Annotated in this window: 18 protein-coding genes and 1 pseudogene; 15 read left to right on the top strand and 4 right to left on the bottom strand. The window is 67.6% G+C overall.

Features of this window, described 5'->3' with window-relative positions; genetic code table 11:
- Position 1 precedes the first annotated feature (1 nt).
- The 6 genes from rnhB (at position 2) to kdsA (ending at position 9,355) form a co-directional block, all read left to right on the top strand.
- Entirely contained in the window at positions 2–634 is a 633-nt protein-coding gene (gene rnhB / locus BMY12_RS02070) for a ribonuclease HII (RefSeq protein WP_093281293.1), read from the top strand.
- Positions 631–4,218: a DNA polymerase III subunit alpha gene (gene dnaE, locus BMY12_RS02065; protein WP_093281290.1), complete on the top strand. Its 3,588-nt coding sequence runs from the start codon at positions 631–633 to the stop codon at positions 4,216–4,218. Before rnhB ends, dnaE begins: the two co-directional genes overlap by 4 nt.
- A 3-nt stretch (positions 4,219–4,221) precedes the next feature.
- Positions 4,222–5,184, top strand: a complete 963-nt coding sequence (locus BMY12_RS02060; protein WP_093281287.1) for an acetyl-CoA carboxylase carboxyltransferase subunit alpha — start codon at positions 4,222–4,224, stop codon at positions 5,182–5,184.
- Between the two features lie 31 nt (positions 5,185–5,215).
- Positions 5,216–6,475: a tRNA lysidine(34) synthetase TilS gene (tilS, locus tag BMY12_RS02055; RefSeq protein WP_093281284.1), complete on the top strand. Its 1,260-nt coding sequence runs from the start codon at positions 5,216–5,218 to the stop codon at positions 6,473–6,475.
- A gap of 352 nt (positions 6,476–6,827) precedes the next feature.
- Positions 6,828–8,525, top strand: a complete 1,698-nt coding sequence (pyrG, locus tag BMY12_RS02050; protein WP_093281281.1) for a CTP synthase — start codon at positions 6,828–6,830, stop codon at positions 8,523–8,525.
- Complete coding sequence (kdsA, locus tag BMY12_RS02045) at positions 8,522–9,355, top strand: 3-deoxy-8-phosphooctulonate synthase (protein WP_093281278.1); 834 nt, start codon at positions 8,522–8,524, stop codon at positions 9,353–9,355. The genes pyrG and kdsA overlap by 4 nt, the downstream gene beginning before the upstream one ends.
- Positions 9,356–9,388: 33 nt before the next feature.
- On the opposite strand, the gene BMY12_RS02040 is transcribed toward kdsA, so the two are convergent.
- Entirely contained in the window at positions 9,389–10,678 is a 1,290-nt protein-coding gene (locus BMY12_RS02040) for a M20/M25/M40 family metallo-hydrolase (protein WP_093281275.1), read from the bottom strand.
- A 186-nt stretch (positions 10,679–10,864) separates the two neighbouring features.
- Here BMY12_RS02040 and eno point away from each other — a divergent pair, with 186 nt between their 5' ends.
- Genes eno through BMY12_RS02015 form a run of 5 tightly spaced genes read left to right on the top strand, consistent with a single transcriptional unit; the run spans position 10,865 to position 14,330 of the window.
- Positions 10,865–12,160 carry a phosphopyruvate hydratase gene (gene eno / locus BMY12_RS02035; protein WP_093281272.1) on the top strand — a complete coding sequence of 432 codons (1,296 nt, stop codon included), beginning with the start codon at positions 10,865–10,867 and terminating at the stop codon, positions 12,158–12,160.
- On the top strand, positions 12,161–12,451 hold the full coding sequence (gene ftsB, locus BMY12_RS02030) for a cell division protein FtsB (RefSeq protein ID WP_245732308.1): 291 nt from the start codon (positions 12,161–12,163) through the stop codon (positions 12,449–12,451). It abuts the gene before it with no gap.
- A 3-nt stretch (positions 12,452–12,454) separates the two neighbouring features.
- Positions 12,455–13,174, top strand: a complete 720-nt coding sequence (gene ispD, locus BMY12_RS02025; protein ID WP_093281269.1) for a 2-C-methyl-D-erythritol 4-phosphate cytidylyltransferase — start codon at positions 12,455–12,457, stop codon at positions 13,172–13,174.
- Positions 13,171–13,650: a 2-C-methyl-D-erythritol 2,4-cyclodiphosphate synthase gene (gene ispF, locus BMY12_RS02020; protein WP_093281266.1), complete on the top strand. Its 480-nt coding sequence runs from the start codon at positions 13,171–13,173 to the stop codon at positions 13,648–13,650. The genes ispD and ispF overlap by 4 nt, the downstream gene beginning before the upstream one ends.
- Before the next feature lie 41 nt (positions 13,651–13,691).
- Positions 13,692–14,330 carry a TetR/AcrR family transcriptional regulator gene (locus tag BMY12_RS02015; RefSeq protein WP_093281263.1) on the top strand — a complete coding sequence of 213 codons (639 nt, stop codon included), beginning with the start codon at positions 13,692–13,694 and terminating at the stop codon, positions 14,328–14,330.
- Between the two features lie 242 nt (positions 14,331–14,572).
- Here the strand turns inward: BMY12_RS02015 and BMY12_RS02010 are convergent, their stop codons facing one another.
- Complete coding sequence (locus tag BMY12_RS02010) at positions 14,573–15,118, bottom strand: Smr/MutS family protein (RefSeq protein ID WP_093281261.1); 546 nt, start codon at positions 15,116–15,118, stop codon at positions 14,573–14,575.
- A 94-nt stretch (positions 15,119–15,212) separates the two neighbouring features.
- Here BMY12_RS02010 and surE point away from each other — a divergent pair, with 94 nt between their 5' ends.
- The 4 genes from surE to BMY12_RS01990 are packed head-to-tail and all read left to right on the top strand — an operon-like array spanning position 15,213 to position 18,059.
- Positions 15,213–15,959 (top strand): 5'/3'-nucleotidase SurE, encoded by a 747-nt coding sequence (surE, locus tag BMY12_RS02005; protein ID WP_093281258.1) that lies wholly within the window; start codon positions 15,213–15,215, stop codon positions 15,957–15,959.
- Positions 15,956–16,609: a protein-L-isoaspartate(D-aspartate) O-methyltransferase gene (locus BMY12_RS02000; protein ID WP_093281256.1), complete on the top strand. Its 654-nt coding sequence runs from the start codon at positions 15,956–15,958 to the stop codon at positions 16,607–16,609. Before surE ends, BMY12_RS02000 begins: the two co-directional genes overlap by 4 nt.
- Complete coding sequence (locus BMY12_RS01995) at positions 16,609–17,223, top strand: DedA family protein (RefSeq protein WP_093281252.1); 615 nt, start codon at positions 16,609–16,611, stop codon at positions 17,221–17,223. The genes BMY12_RS02000 and BMY12_RS01995 overlap by 1 nt, the downstream gene beginning before the upstream one ends.
- Positions 17,223–18,059 (top strand): peptidoglycan DD-metalloendopeptidase family protein, encoded by an 837-nt coding sequence (locus tag BMY12_RS01990; protein WP_093281249.1) that lies wholly within the window; start codon positions 17,223–17,225, stop codon positions 18,057–18,059. The genes BMY12_RS01995 and BMY12_RS01990 overlap by 1 nt, the downstream gene beginning before the upstream one ends.
- 74 nt (positions 18,060–18,133) lie before the next feature.
- On the opposite strand, the gene BMY12_RS01985 is transcribed toward BMY12_RS01990, so the two are convergent.
- Positions 18,134–19,195, bottom strand: coding sequence for a fatty acid desaturase (locus BMY12_RS01985; RefSeq protein ID WP_093281246.1), 1,062 nt, complete (start codon positions 19,193–19,195; stop codon positions 18,134–18,136).
- Positions 19,196–19,329: 134 nt separating this feature from the next.
- A pseudogene (locus BMY12_RS20180) lies at positions 19,330–19,611 on the bottom strand (hypothetical protein); the annotation flags it as partial.

The following is a 19,611-nucleotide window of genomic DNA, read 5'->3' as shown; positions in this document are numbered from 1 at the left end:
GATGCCTCGCCGAGTCGCGCTCTCCACGTACACCCACGCCCTGGTCGCCGGTCTGGACGAAGCCGGGCGCGGCTGTCTGGCGGGCCCGGTCTACGCGGCGGCGGTGATCCTGGAAGAAGGCCATGGCATCCGTGGCCTGGATGATTCCAAGGCGCTGAGCGCTGCTGCGCGTGAGCGCCTGTTCGAGGACATCCAGCAGCGCGCCCGCGCCTTTGCCATCGCCCGCGCCGAGGTCGAGGAGATCGAGCGGCTCAACATCCTGCACGCCGCGATGCTGGCCATGCAGCGCGCCGCTTTCGCCCTGAGTCCCGCGCCACAGCTCTGCCTGGTCGACGGCAACCGTCTGCCGGCGCAGCTGCCTTGCGCGGGCGAGGCGGTGGTGCAGGGCGATGCCATCCACGCGCCGATCATGGCCGCCTCCATCCTGGCCAAGGTCGCGCGTGATCACGAGATGAAACGCCTGGATGCGGAATATCCCGGTTACGGTTTCGCGCAGCACAAGGGCTACGGCACCGCGGTGCACGTCGCGGCGCTGCGCAGGCAAGGTCCCAGTCCGGTTCACCGCATGAGCTTTGCCCCCTGCGCGCAGCTCGCCCTGCAGCTGCACGGTTCACGCCTCGTGTCCCCCGCATGAGCCGCTTCGTCCACCTGCGTCTGCACACCGAGTACTCGCTGATCGACGGCGTGGTGCGGGTCGAGCCGCCCAAGCGCAAGGGCGGCGGTGTGGGCAGCACGCTCACCTCGCGCGCCGCCGAGCTGGGCTTTGGCGCGGTGGCGGTGACGGACCTGGGCAACCTCTACGCAATGGTGAAGTTCTACAAGGCCGCCGAGGGCGCGGGCGTGAAGCCCATCGTCGGCGCCGATGTGCGCCTGGAGCCGCGCGTGACGGGCGAAAGTCCCGAGCGTCTGACCCTGCTGGTGCAGAACGAAACCGGCTACCGCAATCTCGCGCGCCTGATCTCGCGCTGCTACACCGAAGGCCAGACGCGCGGCGAGCCGCTGCTGGCGCGCGACTGGCTGGCCGAGGCCAGCGAAGGTCTGATCGCCCTCACCGGCCGCGACGGCGCGGTGTTCCGCGCGGCCCTGGCCGAGCAGGTGCCGGCGGCGCTGGAGGCCTTGCAGGATCTGCGCACCATGTTCGCCGGACGCCTGTATCTGGAGATCGCGCGCTGTGGCCGCGCCGATGATGAGGAATGGGTGGAGGCGGCGGTGGCGCTCTCGCGTCACGAACAGCTGCCGCTGGTGGCCAGCAACGATGTGCGCTTTCTCACCCGCGAGGAGTTCGACGCGCACGAGGCGCGCGTCTGCATCGCGCAGGGCCGCGTGCTCAACGATCCCAAGCGTCCGCGTGATTACACCGATCAGCAGTACCTGAAGTCCGAAGAGGAGATGCTGGCGCTGTTTGCCGATCTGCCCGAGGCCCTGGCCAATTCGGTGGAGATTGCGCGCCGCTGCTCGCTGACCCTGAAGTTCGCGCCGCCGTACCACCTGCCGGAATTCCCGGTTCCGGAGGGCTACGACACCAACAGCTGGCTGCGCGAGCGTTCCAGGGAAGGACTCAAGGAGCGCTTCAAGAGCATCACGCTCGCCAAGCCCGAGGAGGAGTACTGGCAGCGCCTCGACTACGAGCTGGGCATCATCGAGAAGATGGGCTTCGCCGGTTACTTCCTGGTGGTGTCGGACTTCATCGAGTGGGCCAAGACCCACGGCTGTCCGGTGGGGCCGGGTCGCGGTTCGGGCGCCGGCTCGCTGGTGGCCTATGCGATCAAGATCACCGACCTTGATCCCTTGCCCTTCAATCTGCTGTTCGAGCGCTTCCTGAATCCCGAGCGCGTGTCCATGCCCGACTTCGACGTCGATTTCTGCATGGACAACCGCGACCGCGTGATCGAGTACGTCTCGCACAAGTACGGCCGCGAGCGCGTCGGCCAGATCATCACCTACGCGACCATGGCCGCACGCGGCGTGGTGCGCGACGTGGCGCGTGTCATGGGCCATGGTTATGGCTTCGGTGATTCCATCGCCAAGCTGGTGCCGGGCACGCCGGGTGCGACCCTGCTCGATGCCCTGGAATCGGTGCCGGAGCTGAAGACCCGCTACGACAACGAGGAAGACACCCGCGCGGTGATCGATCTGGGCCTGGCCCTGGAAGGCGTGACGCGCGGCGTGGGCGTGCATGCCGGCGGCGTGGTGATCGCGCCCAAGCCGCTCACCGAATACGCGCCGCTGTACTGCGAACCGGGCGGCGGCGGTCTGCGCACGCAGTTCGACATGAAGGACCTGGAAGCCGTGGGTCTGGTGAAGTTCGACTTCCTGGGCCTGAAGACCCTGACCGTGATCGAGGAGGCGGTGGGCAATATCGAGCGCAGCAGCGGCCGGCGCATCACGGTGCTGGAACTGCCGATCAATGACGCCGCCACCTACGCGCTCTACGCCAGCGGCGACACCACCGCGGTGTTCCAGATGGAATCGCCGGGCATGCAGCGCGCCTCGCGCGATCTGAAACCCGACACCTTCGAGGACATCATCGCCCTGGTCTCGCTGTACCGCCCGGGCCCCATGGAGCTGATTCCCGAGTACTGCGCGCGCAAGCGCGGTGACGCCAACGTCGAATACCTGCATCCGGAAATGGAGGCGGTGCTGCAGCCCACCTACGGCATCTTCGTGTACCAGGAGCAGGTGATGCAGATGTCGCAGCGCCTGGCCGGCTACACGCTCGGCGGCGCCGACCTGCTGCGCCGCGCCATGGGCAAGAAGAAGGCCGATGAAATGGCCAAGCAGCGCGAGGTGTTCACCGAAGGCGCCACCGGGCGCGGCGTGGATGCCGAGACCGCCGGCCGCGTCTTCGACCTGATGGAGAAGTTCGCCAACTACGGCTTCAACAAATCGCACGCGGCCGCTTACGCGCTGGTGTCCTACCAGACCGCCTGGCTCAAGACCCATTACCCGGCGGAGTTCATGGCGGCGGTGCTGTCCTGCGAAATGGCGCACACCGAAACCATCGTCACCATGCGCGAGGAATGTCTGCGCATGGGCCTCAAGATGCTGTCGCCCGATGTGAACCAGAGCCAGTACCGCTTCACGGTGCCGGAGAGGGGCGCGATCCGCTACGGCCTGGGTGCGATCAAGGGCGCCGGCGAGTCGGCGCTGGAAGGCATTCTCAAGGAACGCGAGCAGAACGGGCCGTTCCGTGATCTGTTCGATTTCTGCCGGCGCATCGATCTGCGCCGCGCCAACAAGCGCGTGCTGGAAGCCCTGATCGGTTCCGGCGCCATGGACTGCTTCGGCCTCAATCGCGCCTCGCTGAGCAAGACGCTGCCCAAGGCCATCCAGCTGGCCGAGGCCAGCGCCGCCAGCGCCGATTCCGGACAGAACGATCTCTTTGGTCTGGGCGGCGGCGCCAGCGTCCAGCCCGAGCGCGTCATGGAAGCCGAGCACGAGCCGGAATGGTCGCAGCGCGAACTGCTGTCGCGTGAGCGCGATACCCTGGGCTTTTATCTTTCCGGGCATCCCATCGAGGCCTATCGCGAAATCATCGAGCAGGTCTGCTCCGGCCGTTTGCGCGAACTGATCGCCCAGCACGCCCAGCCGCAGCCGGTGGCCGCCAACGGCAAGCCGATCTGGCAGCCGCGCACCCGCCATCTGTTCGCGGCCTGGGTCAACGATCTGCGCTTCTTCAAGGGCGGCGAGGGGCGCGGCGGCGCCAGTTACAAGATCACCCTGGATGATCGCGGCGTGCAGCTGTCCACCTGGGTGGACGCCGACAAATGGGGCCGCTACGCGCCCTTCGTGAAGGTGGACGGCCTGGTGTTCGTGAAATCCGCCATCGGCCTGTCGCAGGCCCGCGAAGGCCGCGAGGCGGAACCACGGCTCTATGACCCCGAGTTCTACGCCCTGGACGAGGTGCTGCGCGACTACGCCACGCGCCTGGCCATCGACTGGCGGCGGCCGGTGTCGGACGTCAATGCCATGAAGAAGCTGCTGCAGGCGCGCCGGGGCGGCGGCACCGAGATCAGCGTGCAGTACCGCAATGCCAAGGCCAGCTGCCAGCTGGAGCTGGGCGCGGACTGGAAGCTGGCTTTGGATGACGCCACCGTGCTGGGATTACAGCAGTTTCTCGGCGATGATTGCGTTAAAGTGCATTACCGGCGCTACCAGCCGCCCGCCACGGAGCGACGCTTCGCCGCCGCTGCGGGTGGCGCCTATGACGACGAGTGAAACATGAATCTGAATTACCTGGACTTCGAACAACCCATCGCCGAGCTGCAGCAGAAGATCGAAGAGCTGCGCTTTGCCACCACCGGCAGCGGCGTCAATCTCACCGAAGAAATCTCCCGGCTGGAAGCCAAGAGCCGCCAGCTCACCGAGCAGGTGTTCGCCAAGCTCACGCCCTGGCAGATCGCGCAGCTGGCGCGTCACCCGCAACGCCCCTACGCGCTGGACTACATCAAGACCCTGTTCACCGATTGGGAAGAGCTGCACGGTGACCGCCACTTCGCCGACGATCCGGCCATCGTCGGCGGCGTCGCGCGCCTGGAAGGCCGCGCCGTGGTGGTGCTGGGCCAGCAGAAGGGCCGCGATGCCAAGGAGCGTGTCTACCGCAACTTCGGCATGCCCAAGCCCGAGGGCTATCGCAAGGCCCTGCGCCTGATGAAGCTGGCCGAGAAATTCAATCTGCCGCTGCTCACCTTCATCGACACGCCGGGCGCCTTCCCGGGCATCGATGCCGAGGAGCGCAACCAGTCCGAGGCCATCGCGCGCAATCTGCTGGAACTGTCCAAGCTGCGCACGCCGGTGATCACCACGGTGATCGGCGAGGGTGGTTCGGGCGGCGCGCTGGCCATCGGCGTCGCCGATCATGTGATGATGCTGCAGTACAGCGTGTACTCGGTGATCTCGCCGGAGGGCTGCGCCTCGATCCTGTTCAAGGATTCCGGCCGCGCGCCGGAAGCCGCCGAGGCCATGCGCATGACTGCGCCGGATCTCTACGAGCACAAGCTGATCGACGAGATCATCCCCGAGCCCCTGGGCGGTGCGCACCGCGATTACGCCGCGATCATGGCCACCGTGCGCCAGAAGCTGATCGCCAATCTGGAGCGTCTGCGCCACACGCCGATGACCAAGCTCATGGCCGACCGCTACCAGCGCCTGCTGGCCTACGGTGCCTACGAGACCATCCACTGAGCAAAAGGGCCGCGGACGCGGCCCTTCTGCTATGGGCCTGAGCTTCGCGCCGCCGTCGCTGCAGGCGGATGCGCGCATCTGGGTGGCCTGCAGCGGCGGTCTGGATTCCACGGTGCTGTTGCACGCGCTGCAGGCCCAGGGCCTGGGCAATCTGCACGCCGTGCACGTGCATCACGGCCTGCAGGCGGCGGCCGACGACTGGGTGAAGAAGCTGCGTCGCGACTGCCGCGCGCTGGGCGTTCCCCTGCGCGTGAAGAAGGTGATGGTGCCGGCGCGCCATGCGCAGGGTCCGGAGGCGGCGGCGCGCGAGGCGCGCTACGCGGCCTTGCAGTCGCTGCTGCGCGCGCAGGACCTGCTGGTCACCGCCCATCACCAGGACGATCAGGCCGAAACCGTGCTGCTGCGCGCGCTGCGCGGCAGCGGCATCGCTGGTCTCGCCGCGATGGCGCCGTTGCAGGCGCTGCCGCGCGGCCGGCTGTGGCGGCCGCTGCTCAGGCTGCCACGCGAGCGCCTGCTGGCCTATGCCCGGGCGCAGCAGCTGAGCTGGGTAGAAGACCCGCACAACCAGCAGGCCCGTTACGCGCGCTCGTATCTGCGCCAGGAAATCCTGCCGCGCCTGCAGCCGCACTGGCCGCAGGCCAAGACGGCGCTGGCGCAGCTGGCCGGGCAGGCTGCCGAGGCGGCCGGGCTGCTGGCGGAGCTGGCGGATCACGATCTGGCGCCGCTGCTGCACGGCGCGGGCTGGTCGGTGTCGGGCCTGCTGGCGCTGTCGCCGCCGCGCCGGCGCAATGCGCTCTACCGGCTCTGGACCCGGCGTTATGGCCAGCTGCCGGCGGCGCGGCAGCTGACACTGCTGGAGCGCGAGCTGCTGCGCGCCCGCGCCGATGCCGAGCCGGTGCTGCGCCATGCGCAGGGCGAGTGGCGGCGCTATCGCGACACGCTCTACGCCCTGCCGGCAATGGCGGAGCCGCCGGCGGATTACGCGCAAACCTGGGCCGGGCAGGGCGAGCTGCTGCTGCCCGAGGGCTGTGGCCGCTTGCGCGCAGCGCATCCGCAGCGCCGGCGCCTGCGTGTGCAGCTGCCGCGCGGCGGCGAGCGCTTCTGTCCGGAGCAGGCCGCAGGCCGGCGCACCCTGAAGAACCTGTTCCAGGAGCTGGGCGTGCCGGTCTGGGTGCGGCGGCGCACGCCGCTGCTGTACGAGGATGGCGAGCTGATCTGGATCGGCGGCCTGGGCTGGCGCGCCGACTATCCCGCCGCGCGGCGGCTGCGCCAGCTGGTCTGGCTGGATTAGGGCCTGTTAACGCTATGGACGATTGCTGCGTTGCTGCCAGAAATCGCGCCAGGCAAGGCGCGAAACGCGGGCTTTGATGGTGCCAAGGCCAAGTTTCGCAACGCCGCATGGCGCAAATTCTGGCGCAAGCCGAAGGGACGGGGCCGTTTTGCCGCAGGGCGACGTTGGCAGCCGCTGGCTGGGAAACCACCACGCGGCGTGTCTGCCGCCTTGCCCTGCGGCAAAACGACCTCCGTCACAGCGATTGCCATAGCGTTAACAGGCCCTAAAAGGCGCCGGGAGGGTGCCCCGCGCATGGCAAGGTGCGGGGGTATGCCTTAAAATCGCGCAAACCCCCTGACCGAATTCTTCCATGCCTGACGCGCAGCCTCAGACGCGCTTTTTGTTTGTAACCGGCGGGGTGGTGTCCTCGCTGGGCAAGGGAATCACTGCTGCTTCGCTGGGGGCCGTGCTGGAATCGCGCGGCCTCAAGGTCAGCATGATCAAGCTCGACCCTTACATCAACGTCGATGCCGGAACCATGAGTCCGTTCCAGCACGGCGAGGTGTTCGTGACCGAAGACGGCGCCGAAACCGATCTCGATCTGGGTCACTACGAGCGCTACCTGCGCGGCAAGACCACCCGCCACTCCAATATCACCACCGGCCAGATCTACCGCAACGTGCTCGACAAGGAGCGCCGCGGCGACTATCTGGGCAAGACCGTGCAGGTGATTCCGCACATCACCGACGAGATCCAGGCGGGCATCCGTCGTGGCGTCGGCGGCGCCGACATCTGCATGGTGGAGATCGGCGGCACGGTGGGCGATATCGAATCGCTGCCCTTTCTCGAAGCCATCCGCCAGTTCTCCCTGGAGCTGGGCCGGCGCAATGCAATGTTCATGCATCTGACGCTGCTGCCGTATGTGAAGGCCTCCGGCGAACTCAAGACCAAGCCCACGCAGCACTCGGTGAAGGAACTGCGCGGCATCGGCATCCAGCCCGATGTGCTGGTCTGCCGCACCGAGCGCCCGATTCCGGAAGCCGAGCGGCGCAAGATTTCGCTGTTCACCAATGTCCCGTATCCGGCGGTGATCGCGGCCGTGGACATGGACGATATCTACAAGATTCCCGGCTGGCTGCATCAGCAGAATCTCGACCAGCTGGTGATCGACCACTTCGGCCTGGAAGCGCGGCCGGCCGATCTTTCCGCCTGGGAACGTCTGGTGGAAGCGCGCACGCAGGCCGACATGGAAGTGCAGATCGCCATGGTCGGCAAGTACGTGGACCTGGCCGACGCCTACAAATCACTCAACGAGGCGCTCTATCACGCCGGCCTGCACACCGGCACGCGCGTGAAAATCCGCTACGTCGAATCCGAGGCAGTGGAAACCCAGAGCCCGCGCATCCTGCAGGGCATGGATGCGATTCTGGTGCCCGGCGGTTTCGGCGAGCGCGGCGTGGAAGGCAAGATCCTGGCGGCGCGCTATGCCCGCGAGAACAAGATTCCCTATCTGGGCATCTGCCTGGGCATGCAGGTGGCGGTGATCGAATTCGCGCGCCATGTCTGCAATCTGCCGCGTGCGCATTCCACGGAGTTCGACCCCAAATCGCCCGATCCGGTGATCGGTCTGATCACCGAATGGCAGGACGCCAGCGGCCAGACCCAGGTCCGCAGCGAGGAATCCAACAAGGGCGGCACCATGCGCCTGGGCGCGCAGGCCTGCCGGCTCAAGGCCGGCTCCAAGTCGCGCGCGATGTACAACGCCGAAATCATCCGCGAGCGTCATCGTCACCGCTTCGAGTTCAACAACCGCTACAAGAAGCTGCTCAGCGAGGCCGGCATGGATCTGGTCGCCGAATCCGCCGAGAACGAGCTGGTGGAAATGATCGAGCTGCCGAACCATCCCTTCTTCGTCGGCTGCCAGTTCCATCCGGAATTCACCTCGACGCCGCGCGACGGTCATCCGCTGTTCGCCGGTTTCGTGAAGGCCGCGCGTGAACACCAGCTTGCCCATCAGGCCACCCAGGCGCCGGTCAGCGGCGCCTCCAGCACAGTGAAGGTCGCATGAAGATTTGTGGCGTTGAGGTCGGGATCGATCAGCCCCTGTTCCTGATCGCGGGTCCCGATACCCTGGAGTCGCAGCAGCTGGCCCTGGACGTGGCCGGCCATATCGCCGAGCTGACCAAGCGTCTGGGCATGCTCTATGTGTTCAAGGGCAGCTTCGACAAGGCCAACCGCAGCTCGCATGAGAGCTACCGCGGTCCGGGCCTGGACGAAGGCCTGAAGATCATGGAGAACGTCAAGAAGCAGATCGGCGTGCCGGTGCTCACCGATGTGCACGAGGACACGCCGCTGGCGGAAGTGGCGAGCGTGATCGACGTGATCCAGACCCCGGCCTTCCTGTGCCGGCAGACCAACTTCATGCAGAACGCCGCGCGCACCGGCAAGCCGATCAACGTCAAGAAAGGCCAGTTCATGTCGCCCTGGGAAATGGGCAATGTGATCGAGAAGATGAAGGCGGTGGCGCCGCACCAGTTCCTGCTCTGCGAGCGCGGCTTCTCCTTCGGCTACAACAATCTGGTCGCCGACATGCGCGGTCTGGCCATCATGCGCGCCTACGCGCCGGTGGTGTTCGACTCCACGCACACGGTGCAGCTGCCGGGCGGGCAGGGCAATGCCTCGGGCGGCATGCGCGAGATGATTCCGGTGCTGGCGCGCGCGGCGGTGGGCGCGGGCGTGTCGGGCCTGTTCATGGAAACCCATCCCAAGCCGGAAGAGGCGCTCTGCGACGGGCCCAATTCCTTCCCGCTGCCGCGTCTGGCCGATCTGCTGGAGACGCTGGTCGAGCTGGATCGCGCGGTCAAGCGCAAGCCGCTGGCGGAAAACCAGCTCAAGTGAGTGGGATGAAGAACGCCGCAATCGCGGCGTTTTTCATGGGTGCGGCCTGGAGAGTCTGAGCATCAGCAGCGCCGCGCGCTGCGCCTGCGGCACCAGGCTGCGCAGATCGGCGTATTCGCCCACGGCATGGGCGCCGCCGCCGGCCAGACCCATGCCCACCAGGCCCGGCAGCTGGCCCACGAAGGAAATATCACCGGCGCCGCGATTGGCCGGATCACCCAGGCGCAGCTCGCCCAGGCCCAGGTCGCGGTTGATGCGCTGCATCTGTTCGAACAGCGCGGCACTGCCGGCGCCGGGTGCCATGGGCGGGTAGGCTTCGTCGAACTCGATGCGCGCCTGCGTGCGGTCCAGATGCTGCGCGACGATGCCGCGCATCCGCGCCTGCACCCGTGCCACCTGCTCCGGCGACAGCGCGCGCAGATCGCCCGTGGCATAGGCCTGCGCGGCGATGATGTTGGGCTTGCCGCTGGCATTGGCGTTCACGCCCTGCGCATCGAGCTGCAGGCTGCTGCCGCCGGCAATCAGTGCAGCGTTGTAGCTCAGATCGGGCTCGGGCAGCTGGGTGCGGAAGGCGTCGATGATGCGGACCAGCTCGTAGACCGCCCCGTAGCCCGCGCCGCGTCCCACGCCGGCGGAGTGCCCCGAATCGCCGCTGGCCCAGAGCTTCCAGCTCAGCGAGCCGCGCCGGCCCAGATGCAGGGTGTCCTGGTTCTGTTCGCGATACATGGCTTCGAAGTCCAGGGCGATGTCGCTGGCGGCGCCGGCGGCGAGCAGATCGCGGCGCGCGATCGCCAGCGGCTGGCCGGGCCGCTCCTCGTCACCGCTCAGGAACACCGTGATGTTGCTGCGCGACAGCGCGCCGGCCTCATGCAGGGCCTGCAGGGCCGCGAGTATCACCACGATGCCGCCCTTGATGTCGTTGACGCCGGGCCCGACGGCAGTGTCGCCCTCGCGCTGGTAGCGCTGGAAGGGACTGTCGGCTTCGAACACCGTGTCCAGATGCGCGATCAGTAGCAGACGCGCGCCCCGGCCGCCGCGCTGCTCGGCCAGCAGATGACCGGCGCGGCCGACCGGGTCCATCGGCAGCCAGCGCACGCGCATGCCCAGGGCTTCGAAGCGCGGACGCAGCAACTCCGCGACCTGCCTCACCCCCGCCGGATTGAGCGTGCCGCTGTTGATGTTCACCAGCTGTTCGAGCAGCAGCAGATGCTCGGCCTGGTGCGCCTGTACGGCGGCGGCGATGCGCCGCTCCTGGGCGGAGAGTCCCGCCGCGTGCGCCGGTGCCGCGCAGATCAGCAGGAGCAGAAGCAGCACTTTGTTCATCGTCGGGTTTCAAGCGGGGACGGGGCGCGGCCAAGTTAGCAGCGCGGCCCGCGCCGCGTCATGAGGGGAAACCGTGCGCGAGCGCAGTCCAGTGCTGCGAAACCGCACGATGTTTCATGACGCCGGCCTGTGCGCAGGCTAGAATCACGAATCTTTTATCGGCCACACGCGGAGCACGTCGTACTCATGTCGAAGATCGTCAAAGTCACTGCCCTGGAAATCATCGATTCGCGCGGCAACCCGACCGTGGAAGCCGAGGTGGAGCTGGAGTCCGGCGCCACCGGTCGCGCGGCCGCGCCCTCCGGCGCCAGCACCGGCACCCGCGAGGCGGTGGAGCTGCGTGACGGCGCGCCGAAGAAGGGCAAGGCGCGCTATCTGGGCAAGGGCGTGAGCAAGGCCGTGGCCAATGCCGAAGGCCCGATCGCCAAGGCCGTGCTCGGCCTGGACGCGCAGGATCAGGCCCGGGTCGACCAGACCATGATCGATCTCGACGGCACCGAGAACAAATCCAAGCTCGGCGCCAACGCCATCCTCGCCGTGTCCCTGGCCAGCGCCAAGGCCGCCGCCGAAGAGAACTTCGTGCCGCTCTACCAGCACCTGGGCGGCATCTCCAGCCTGACCCTGCCGGTGCCGATGATGAACGTCATCAACGGCGGCGCGCATGCCGACAACAACGTCGACATCCAGGAGTTCATGATCCTGCCGGTGGGCGCGCCCAGCTTCTCCGAGGCGCTGCGCTACGGCGCCGAGATCTTCCACACGCTCAAGGGCGTGCTCAAGAGCCGCAAGCTCAACACCGCCGTCGGTGACGAAGGCGGTTTCGCGCCCGACCTGCCGAGCAATGTCGCCGCGCTCGACGTGCTGATCGAAGCCATCGAGAAGGCCGGCTACAAGCCGGGCAAGGACGTGTACCTGGGTCTGGACGTCGCCTCCAGCGAGTTCTACGAGAAGGGCAAGTACCACCTGCATGGCGAGGGCAAGTCCTTCACCAGCGAGCAGTTCGCGGACTTCCTCGCCAGCATCGTCGCCAAGTACCCGGTGATCTCCATCGAGGACGGCTGTGCCGAAGGCGACTGGAAGGGCTGGAAGTACCTCACCGACAAGCTCGGCGGCAAGGTGCAGCTGGTGGGCGATGATCTGTTCGTCACCAACACCAAGATTCTCGCCGAAGGCATCATCCGCGGCGTGGCCAACTCGATCCTGATCAAGCCCAACCAGATCGGCACGCTCACCGAAACCCTGGACGCGATCCAGATGGCCACCGACGCCGGCTACTCCAGCGTGGTCAGCCACCGCTCGGGCGAAACCGAGGACGCCACCATCGCCGACATCGCGGTGGGCACCAGCGCCACGCAGATCAAGACCGGCTCGCTGTGCCGCTCCGACCGCATGGCCAAGTACAACCAGCTGCTGCGCATCGAGCGCAAGCTGGGCTCGCGCGCCCGTTACCCGGGTCGCGGCGCCTTCCCGGTGGTGCTGTAAATGCTCGCGGCGATGGGTAAGCGCGGCTTGCTGCTGGTGCTCGCGACGCTGCTGCTGGTTCTGCAGTGGCGTCTGTGGGTGGCCAACGGCGGCATCGCGCATACCCATCGCCTCAAGACGCAAGTCGCGGCGCAGCAGGCGGAGAACGAGCAGCTGCGCGCGCGCAACGCCACCCTGGATGCCGAAGTGCAGGATCTGAATTCCGGCGTCGCCGCCATCGAGGGTCGCGCCCGCACCACCATGGGCATGATCAAGGAAGGCGAGACCTTCTATCTCGTGGTGCAGAAGTAAACCGTGTCCGGCGCGGCGGCGAGTACGCGTTACTGGGCGGTGATTCCCGCCGCCGGCGGCGGCACGCGCATGAACAGCGGCAGGCCCAAGCAGTATCTGTCGCTCAAGGACCGTGCGCTGATCGAGTGGTCCATCCAGCCCTTTCTCGATGCCGAGTGGATCGACGGCGTGGTGCTGGTGCTGGCCCGCGCCGACAGCGAGTTTGCGCGCCTGCCCATCGCCCGGCATCCGCGCATCCTCACCACGCTCGGCGGTGGCGCCCGTGCCGAGTCGGTGCTGGCGGGGCTGGAAGTGGTGGCCGAGCGCAGTGCCGGTTTCAAGGATGTGCAGGTGCTGGTGCACGACGCGGCGCGACCCTGTCTGCACGGCAGCGACATGGAGCGGCTCTGCGAGGAGGCCGATGACGACCATGGCGGCATCCTCGCGCTGCCGGTCAGCGATACGCTCAAGCGCGCCCGGCAGCACAAGATCGCCGAGACCGTGGACCGCGCCTTCTACTGGCGCGCGCAGACGCCGCAGCTGTTCCGTCTGGAGCCGCTGATCCGCGCGCTCAAGGAATGCGCCGAGCACGGCCTGCCGGTGACCGACGAGGCCAGCGCCATGGAGCGCGCCGGCTATCAGCCGCGCCTGGTGCGCGGCCGTGAGTCCAATATCAAGGTCACTTATCCCGAGGACCTGCAGCTGGCCGGATTCTGGCTGGCACAGGCGCAGCGCCGGCCATGAAGCTGCGCATCGGTCATGGCTTCGACACGCATCGCTTGGAGGCGGGCGAGGGCGTGCACCTGGGCGGCGTGTTCATCGCCTGTCCCTACCGCATCATCGCCCACTCCGACGGCGACGTGCTGATTCACGCGCTCTGCGATGCGCTGCTCGGCGCGCTGGCGATGGGCGATATCGGCAAGCTGTTCCCGGACAACGACGCGCGTTTCGCCGGCATCGACAGCCGTGAGCTGCTGGCCGAGGTGATGCGTCGCGTGCGCGAGGCCGGCTATGGCGTGATCAATGCCGATCTGAGCCTGATCGCGCAGGTGCCGCGCGTGGCCCCGCATGTGCTCGCCATGCGTCAGCAGCTGGCGCAGGGCCTGGGCGTGGCGGCGGACGCGGTCAGTGTCAAGGCCACCACCAACGAAGGCCTGGACGCGATCGGGCGCAAGGAAGGCCTGAGCGCGCACGCCGTGGTTCTGCTCGGCGGCGCTTGAGTTTGCTGGCAGCTGGCCAGCGGCCGGCATAGACTGCGGCCATGTTCGATCCGATGCATCAGGCGCCCCTGCGACGCCGTCCGCGCGGCAGGCCCGATACCCGCGAGGCCATCCTGATCTGTGCCGAACAATTGCTGCAGGCGCGCGGCTTCAACGGCTTCAGCTACCAGCACATCGCCGCGCAGCTGCAGATCCGTCCGGCGGCGATCCATTACCACTTTCCCAGCAAGGACGATCTCGGCGCCGCCCTGGTGCAGCGCTATCGCGAGAAGTTCCGCGAGTGGGCGCGCGAGCACGACGAACGTCTGGACCCGCGCGCACGTCTGCTGGCCTACTTCGCCACCTATCAGCGCCATCTGGACGAACGCGTCGCGCAGCTTTGCCCCGGCGGCGTGCTGAGCACCGAATATCTCACGCTCACCGACGCGATCCGCGAAGAAGCCCGCGCCCTGATCTGCGACCTCCACCAATGGCTGCGTCAGCTGCTGGAAGAAGGCCGCCAGGCGCAGCGCCTGTGCTTCGTCGGCGATGCCAGCGACAAGGCCGTGGAAATCGCCGCCGCCCTGCAAGGCGGGCTCCAGATCGCGCGCGTCTATGGCGTCTCGCGCTTCCGCCAGCTGCTCACCCAGCTGAGCCTGGAACTGACCGGCGAGAGCAATGATGAGGGCGCGCTGCCTTGAGCGGCCATCGCGTCTATTAGGTTGGGCTTTGCGCGCTGCAATTCGCCGGGCCTTGGCGTTGCTTGCTTCGCTTGATTGCTTGATCCAGCCTTGGTTTCGGGCGCCGAAGGGCGGACGAATGAGGCAATGAATCGAGAGACAAATCCGGCAACAAACAGCACAAGTAAAGCGGCGGGTTACGGCGCTCACGCGCCCAACGCCTTATGGCCGTGCGATCCGCTCAGGCGCGAGCCTTGGACCCTTCAGCGCCCGCGCAGCAACACATACACCGCGCCGCTGCCGCCATCCACCGGCCGCGCGCTGCAATAGGCCAGCACCTCGCGGCGCTTGCGCAGCCAGCCGGCGACCAGCACCTTCAGCACCGGGCCGCTGTTGGGTGAGCCGTGGCCCTTGCCGTGGATGATGCGCACGCAGCGCAGATCGCGGTCCAGGCAGCGGCTCAAGAACTGCGCGAGCGCCAGCTTGGCGCGTTCGCGGTTGTGGCCGTGCAGATCCAGCTCGGCCTCAAGGCGGTAATGACCGCGCCGCAGGCGACGCAGCACGCTGTCCTGCACACCGGCGTGGCGATAGCTGAGCGTCTCGCCGTGTTCCAGCAGTTCCGGATCGGGGTCTTCCAGCATCTCGCGCAGCACCGCCAGATCATCGGCATGCCGCTGACGCGGCTGCGGCGCCGGAACGCTGCGATGCTCGGCGACGCGCGAAGAGGGCGGCGCCAGACGCACGCCGCTCAGCGCCAGGCGGAACAGGGCGTGATCGTCGTCGGCTGCGTCCTGGGAGTCGCTGCTCATCGGCTGGCTCAGTCGCAAATGGGGTCGTCGGCGCTGGTGAGGCTCATGATAGCCGGCAAAGCCGGTAAACTAGCAGGGTAATCGCGGCCCCCGAATGAAAATCCTGCTCTCCAACGATGACGGCTACCAGGCGCCGGGCCTGATCTGCGTGCGCGACCATCTGCGCCAGCACCATCAGGTCACGGTGGTGGCCCCCGACCGCAATCGCAGCGGTGCCAGCAACTCCCTGACCATCTTGAATCCGCTGCGCGTGCAAGCGCAGGGCGAGGCCGACTACTGCGTGGACGGCACGCCCACCGATTGCGTGCATCTGGCGCTCAACGGCCTGCTGCCGGAGCGTCCGGACATCGTGGTCTCCGGCATCAACGCCGGCGCCAATCTCGGCGACGACACCCTGTATTCCGGCACGGTGGCGGCGGCGATGGAAGGCCGGCACCTGGGTTGCTCGGCGATCGCGGTGTCCACGGTGGCGCCCAACCCCCAGCATTACGACACCGCCGCGCGCGTGGTGCTGCGGCTGCTGGAGCGCCTGCAGCGCGAGCCGCTGCCGGGCAACACCATTCTCAACGTCAACGTGCCCGATCTGCACTGGGACGAGATCGATGGTTTCGAGGTCACCCGCACCGGCAACCGCCACGCCGCCGAGCGCATCGTCGAGGCGACGGACCCGCGCGGCCGCAAGATCTTCTGGATCGGTTCGGCCGGCCCCGGCGCCGACTGCGGTCCGGGCACCGACTTTCACGCCGTCTCGCAGCGCCGCGTCTCGATCACGCCGCTGCTGGTGGACCTGAGCCAGTACTCGATGATGGAACGCCTGCGCAGCTGGATGATGCCGCTATGAGGCCGCGTCCCCCGGCGGCGGCGCCCAATCCCGGCCGCGAGCGCCTGCTCGAAGAGATCACGCGCAGCGGCGTCAGCGATGCCGCGGTGCTGGCGGCGATGGCCAAGGTGCCGCGCGATTTCTTTCTCGATGATGCGCTGAAGAACCGCGCCTACGAGAACAACGCGCTGCCCATCGGCCATGCGCAGACCATCTCGCAGCCGGCCATCGTCGCCTTCATGAGCCAGGCGCTCACGCAGGGGCGCAAGCTGGCGCGGGTGCTGGAGATCGGCACCGGCTCCGGCTATCAGACCGCGGTGCTGGCGGAGCTGGTGGATACGGTGTTCACGGTCGAGCGCATCAAGGCGCTGTCCGAGCAGGCGCGCCAGCGGCTCTCGGCGCTGGGCTATCGCAATGTGCATTTCGGTTATGCCGATGGCATGAAGGGCTGGCTGCCGTATGCGCCCTACGACGGCATCCTGGTCACCGCCGGCGCCGAGAACGTGCCGCAGGCCTTGCTCGATCAGCTGGGGCCCAACGGCCGTCTGGTGATTCCGGTGGGGCCGCAGGGGCGCCAGTCGCTCAGGCTCATCGAGCGGCGCGGCGGCATCCTGCGCGAGCAGGATCTGGGCTGGGTCAGCTTCGTGCCCTTGCTGGCGGGCAAGGTCTGATGCATCTGCTCAGCGGCTGGCTGGAGCAGTATCTGGCGCATCTGGGCTATGCCGAGATCTTCTTTCTGATGGCGCTGGAGTCGAGCCTGTTCCCGGTGCCTTCCGAGCTGGTGATGATTCCGGCCGGCTATCTGATCGCGCAGCAGCAACTCGATCCGCTGCTGGCACTGGCTGCCGGCGCCTGCGGTTCGCTCGCCGGTGCCAGCGCCAACTACGTGCTGGGCCGCTATGCCGGGCGCGTGTTTCTGCTGCGCTACGGCCGCTATTTTCTGGTGAGCGAGGCCAAGTATCACGAGGCCGAGCGTCTGTTCCTGCGCAATGCCCGCTGGGCCACCTTCGTGGGGCGCCTGATTCCGGTGATCCGTCATCTGATCTCGCTGCCGGCCGGGGTGTTCGGCATGCCGCTGGCGCCGTTTGCCCTGCTCACCACGCTGGGCGCGGCGCTGTGGTGCGGCATTTTGCTGGCCGTGGGTTATCACTTCGGCGAGGCCGCTGCGGTGGTGATGCGCCACTACGCCAACGAGATCGGAGTGGCGGCCCTGCTGCTGCTGGGCGTGCTGGGCCTGCGCTTCCTGCTCAAGAATCGCGGTTCGCGTCCCGATCCGCGCCGCTGATGCCATCGGCCCGCGCCCGCGCGTTTCGCTGGCTGGGGGCGGGGCTCGCGGCGCTGCTGCTGGCCGCCTGCGGCAGCTGGTCGTCCTGGGAAAAACCTGCGCCGCGCGCCGCGCGCAGTCAGGTGCCGGCGCGTGCCGCCTTGCCGCCAGCCGGCCCCGGTGAATACCGCGTACAGGCCGGTGACACCCTGTACTCCATCGCGTTTCGCAACAGCCTGGACTATCGCGAGCTGGCGCGCTGGAACGGCATCGGCGGCGACTACCGCATCTACGCCGGACAGTTGCTGCGTCTGAAACCGCCGGCAGGGGCGCGGCCCATGCCGGCGCCCGCTATCTCCGCGCCGCCGCCATCGCCGCCTGTCGCAAGCGGTCCGGTGGAAGTCGTGGCCGCGCCCGGTGTGGCGGAACCGGAGGCGCCGCCGCCCGGCCTGCCGCCGGCGCCTGTGCCCGAGCCCCTGGCAGAGCTGGGTCAGTACGAATGGGCCTGGCCGACCCTGGGCAAGCTGCAGCGGGGCTTCGGCCAGGAGGGCAGCAAGGGCATCGACCTCGTCGGTCGTCTGGGGCAGCCGGTGTTCGCCGCCGCGCCGGGCCGCGTGGTGTACAGCGGCAATGCGCTGAAAGGTTACGGCGAGCTGATCATCATCAAGCACGACGAAACCTTCCTCTCCGCCTACGGCTACAACCGCCTGCGGCACGTCAAGGAAGGCGACATCGTCACCGGTGGTCAGCCCATCGGCGAACTGGGCCTGGGGCCGGAGAACCAGCCCATGCTGCATTTTGAAATCCGCAACAAGGGCCAGCCTATCGATCCCCTGCTCAAGCTGCCGAAGCGTTGACCCGGGCAGCTTGTGAGACGTGAGACGCCGCGCGGCTTGCCCGGCTTTGTCTCACCTCTCACAGCTCCCATCGTTCAGGCCACGCGCACGCCCTGGAAGTCCGTCCAGCAGTTCTGCTTGAAGTCGAACAGCTTGCAGCGGCGCGCGGTGTCGAAATACCAGCGCCAGGAGAAGTTCTGGATGATGATGCGGCCCGGCATCGCCGCTTCCAGGCAGCGCTGCGCGGCCTTGAGGTGATACAGCGGAATGCTCATGTCCACGTGATGCGCGGTGTGCTCCATGATGTGGTGGAGCAGGGTGCCGACACCGTGGCGGAACTTCAGGTGCACGGTGGTGGTGACATTGGGAATGGCGCGCGCCCAGTCGATCTTGTCCTGATGCCAGATCACGCTGGTGTGGGTGTGATGCACATAGATCACGAAGCCCACGATGGCGGTCCAGAACAGGAAGGGCAGGGCAAAGCCGGTGAGCAGCATCAGCAGCACGCTCTGCTGCGTGGCCAGCGCCGCCGCCACCAGTCCTGCGATCCAGACCAGGCCCACGGCGCTGACCAGCAGGGTGTCGGGCAGGAAGTTCTTGCGCCGGGCCTTCATGTAGCGCGCGCTGGGGAAGTACATGCGCAGCCACCAGACTTCCACCAGGTAATAGAGGCCCGGGCCCCAGCCGCTGCGATAGATGCGCTCCAGGCGCTGACGCCAGGGCGACAGGGCCGCGAATTCCTCCGGCGTTTTCGGCGCCCAGACGAAGTCCACCTGCTTGAGGTTGGTGTAACCGTGATGCACGGTGTTATGGCCCACTTCCCAGAGGCTGTAAGGCGTCATCGAGGGCAGGAAGGCGATGCGGCCGATCCAGTTGTTGAGCGCCTTGCTGTCGGTGAGCGCCTGGTGGCAGGCGTCGTGGCCGATGATGAACAGCCGGCCGATGACGATGCCGGCGAGTGCGCCGAACAGCAGCTTCAGCGGCCAGGCACGCAGCAGGATCACCGCCGCCAGCGAGGCGCCGAACAGCGTCAGGTCCAGCAGCAGCAGGCTCACCGCGCGCGCGGTGGAGCGTTCACGAAACGGTTGCAACCATTCGCGGATGGTCTTGCGGGAAGGGATTTCGGCAGCGGCGATTGAGGTGTCGGGGGCGTTCATGGGTCCCAGGCGAGGTGGCGGCGCACGTGCTGTGCACCGGACCGGGGCAGGCTAGCCCGGGTGCCTCGCAGGGGTCTTGACCTGGGTCAAGGCGGGGACGCGACGCCCTTGCCGGCGTCGCGTCCCGTGAGGCTTCAGCGCCGTTCGACCTGCACCTCGGCCGAAACACCGGCGCGCACGCCATTGCGATCGACGACCGCCCCGGCGCCCGGCACGCCGGCGCGGATGCCCTGGCCGCCGCCGATGGCGACGCCCGCACTGCCCGCACCCGCGCGAATCCCGTTGCGGTCGATGGACGCGCCCGCGCCCGGCACGCCAGCGTGAATGCCCTGGCCCGCGCCCATGCTGACGCCCGCGCTGCCGGCGCCGGCGCGGATGCCCTGGCCGCCACCCACGACCACGCCCGCACCCGGGAC

The organism is Solimonas aquatica (assembly GCF_900111015.1).
GTDB lineage: Bacteria > Pseudomonadota > Gammaproteobacteria > Nevskiales > Nevskiaceae > Solimonas > Solimonas aquatica.
Note: the sequence above shows the minus strand (reverse complement) of the source record. Positions and strands in the feature narration are given on the sequence as shown.

Coding starts and splice junctions, on each gene's coding strand:
- rnhB (WP_093281293.1), top strand. CDS start 2: ATGCCTCGCCGAGTCGCGCTCTCCACGTACACCCACGCCCTGGTCGCC.
- BMY12_RS01985 (WP_093281246.1), bottom strand. CDS start 19,195: ATGAACGCCCCCGACACCTCAATCGCCGCTGCCGAAATCCCTTCCCGC.
- ftsB (WP_245732308.1), top strand. CDS start 12,161: ATGCTCGCGGCGATGGGTAAGCGCGGCTTGCTGCTGGTGCTCGCGACG.
- ispF (WP_093281266.1), top strand. CDS start 13,171: ATGAAGCTGCGCATCGGTCATGGCTTCGACACGCATCGCTTGGAGGCG.
- BMY12_RS02000 (WP_093281256.1), top strand. CDS start 15,956: ATGAGGCCGCGTCCCCCGGCGGCGGCGCCCAATCCCGGCCGCGAGCGC.
- BMY12_RS02060 (WP_093281287.1), top strand. CDS start 4,222: ATGAATCTGAATTACCTGGACTTCGAACAACCCATCGCCGAGCTGCAG.
- surE (WP_093281258.1), top strand. CDS start 15,213: ATGAAAATCCTGCTCTCCAACGATGACGGCTACCAGGCGCCGGGCCTG.
- pyrG (WP_093281281.1), top strand. CDS start 6,828: ATGCCTGACGCGCAGCCTCAGACGCGCTTTTTGTTTGTAACCGGCGGG.
- BMY12_RS02015 (WP_093281263.1), top strand. CDS start 13,692: ATGTTCGATCCGATGCATCAGGCGCCCCTGCGACGCCGTCCGCGCGGC.
- kdsA (WP_093281278.1), top strand. CDS start 8,522: ATGAAGATTTGTGGCGTTGAGGTCGGGATCGATCAGCCCCTGTTCCTG.
- BMY12_RS01995 (WP_093281252.1), top strand. CDS start 16,609: ATGCATCTGCTCAGCGGCTGGCTGGAGCAGTATCTGGCGCATCTGGGC.
- BMY12_RS01990 (WP_093281249.1), top strand. CDS start 17,223: ATGCCATCGGCCCGCGCCCGCGCGTTTCGCTGGCTGGGGGCGGGGCTC.
- dnaE (WP_093281290.1), top strand. CDS start 631: ATGAGCCGCTTCGTCCACCTGCGTCTGCACACCGAGTACTCGCTGATC.
- BMY12_RS02040 (WP_093281275.1), bottom strand. CDS start 10,678: ATGAACAAAGTGCTGCTTCTGCTCCTGCTGATCTGCGCGGCACCGGCG.
- eno (WP_093281272.1), top strand. CDS start 10,865: ATGTCGAAGATCGTCAAAGTCACTGCCCTGGAAATCATCGATTCGCGC.
- tilS (WP_093281284.1), top strand. CDS start 5,216: ATGGGCCTGAGCTTCGCGCCGCCGTCGCTGCAGGCGGATGCGCGCATC.
- BMY12_RS02010 (WP_093281261.1), bottom strand. CDS start 15,118: ATGAGCAGCGACTCCCAGGACGCAGCCGACGACGATCACGCCCTGTTC.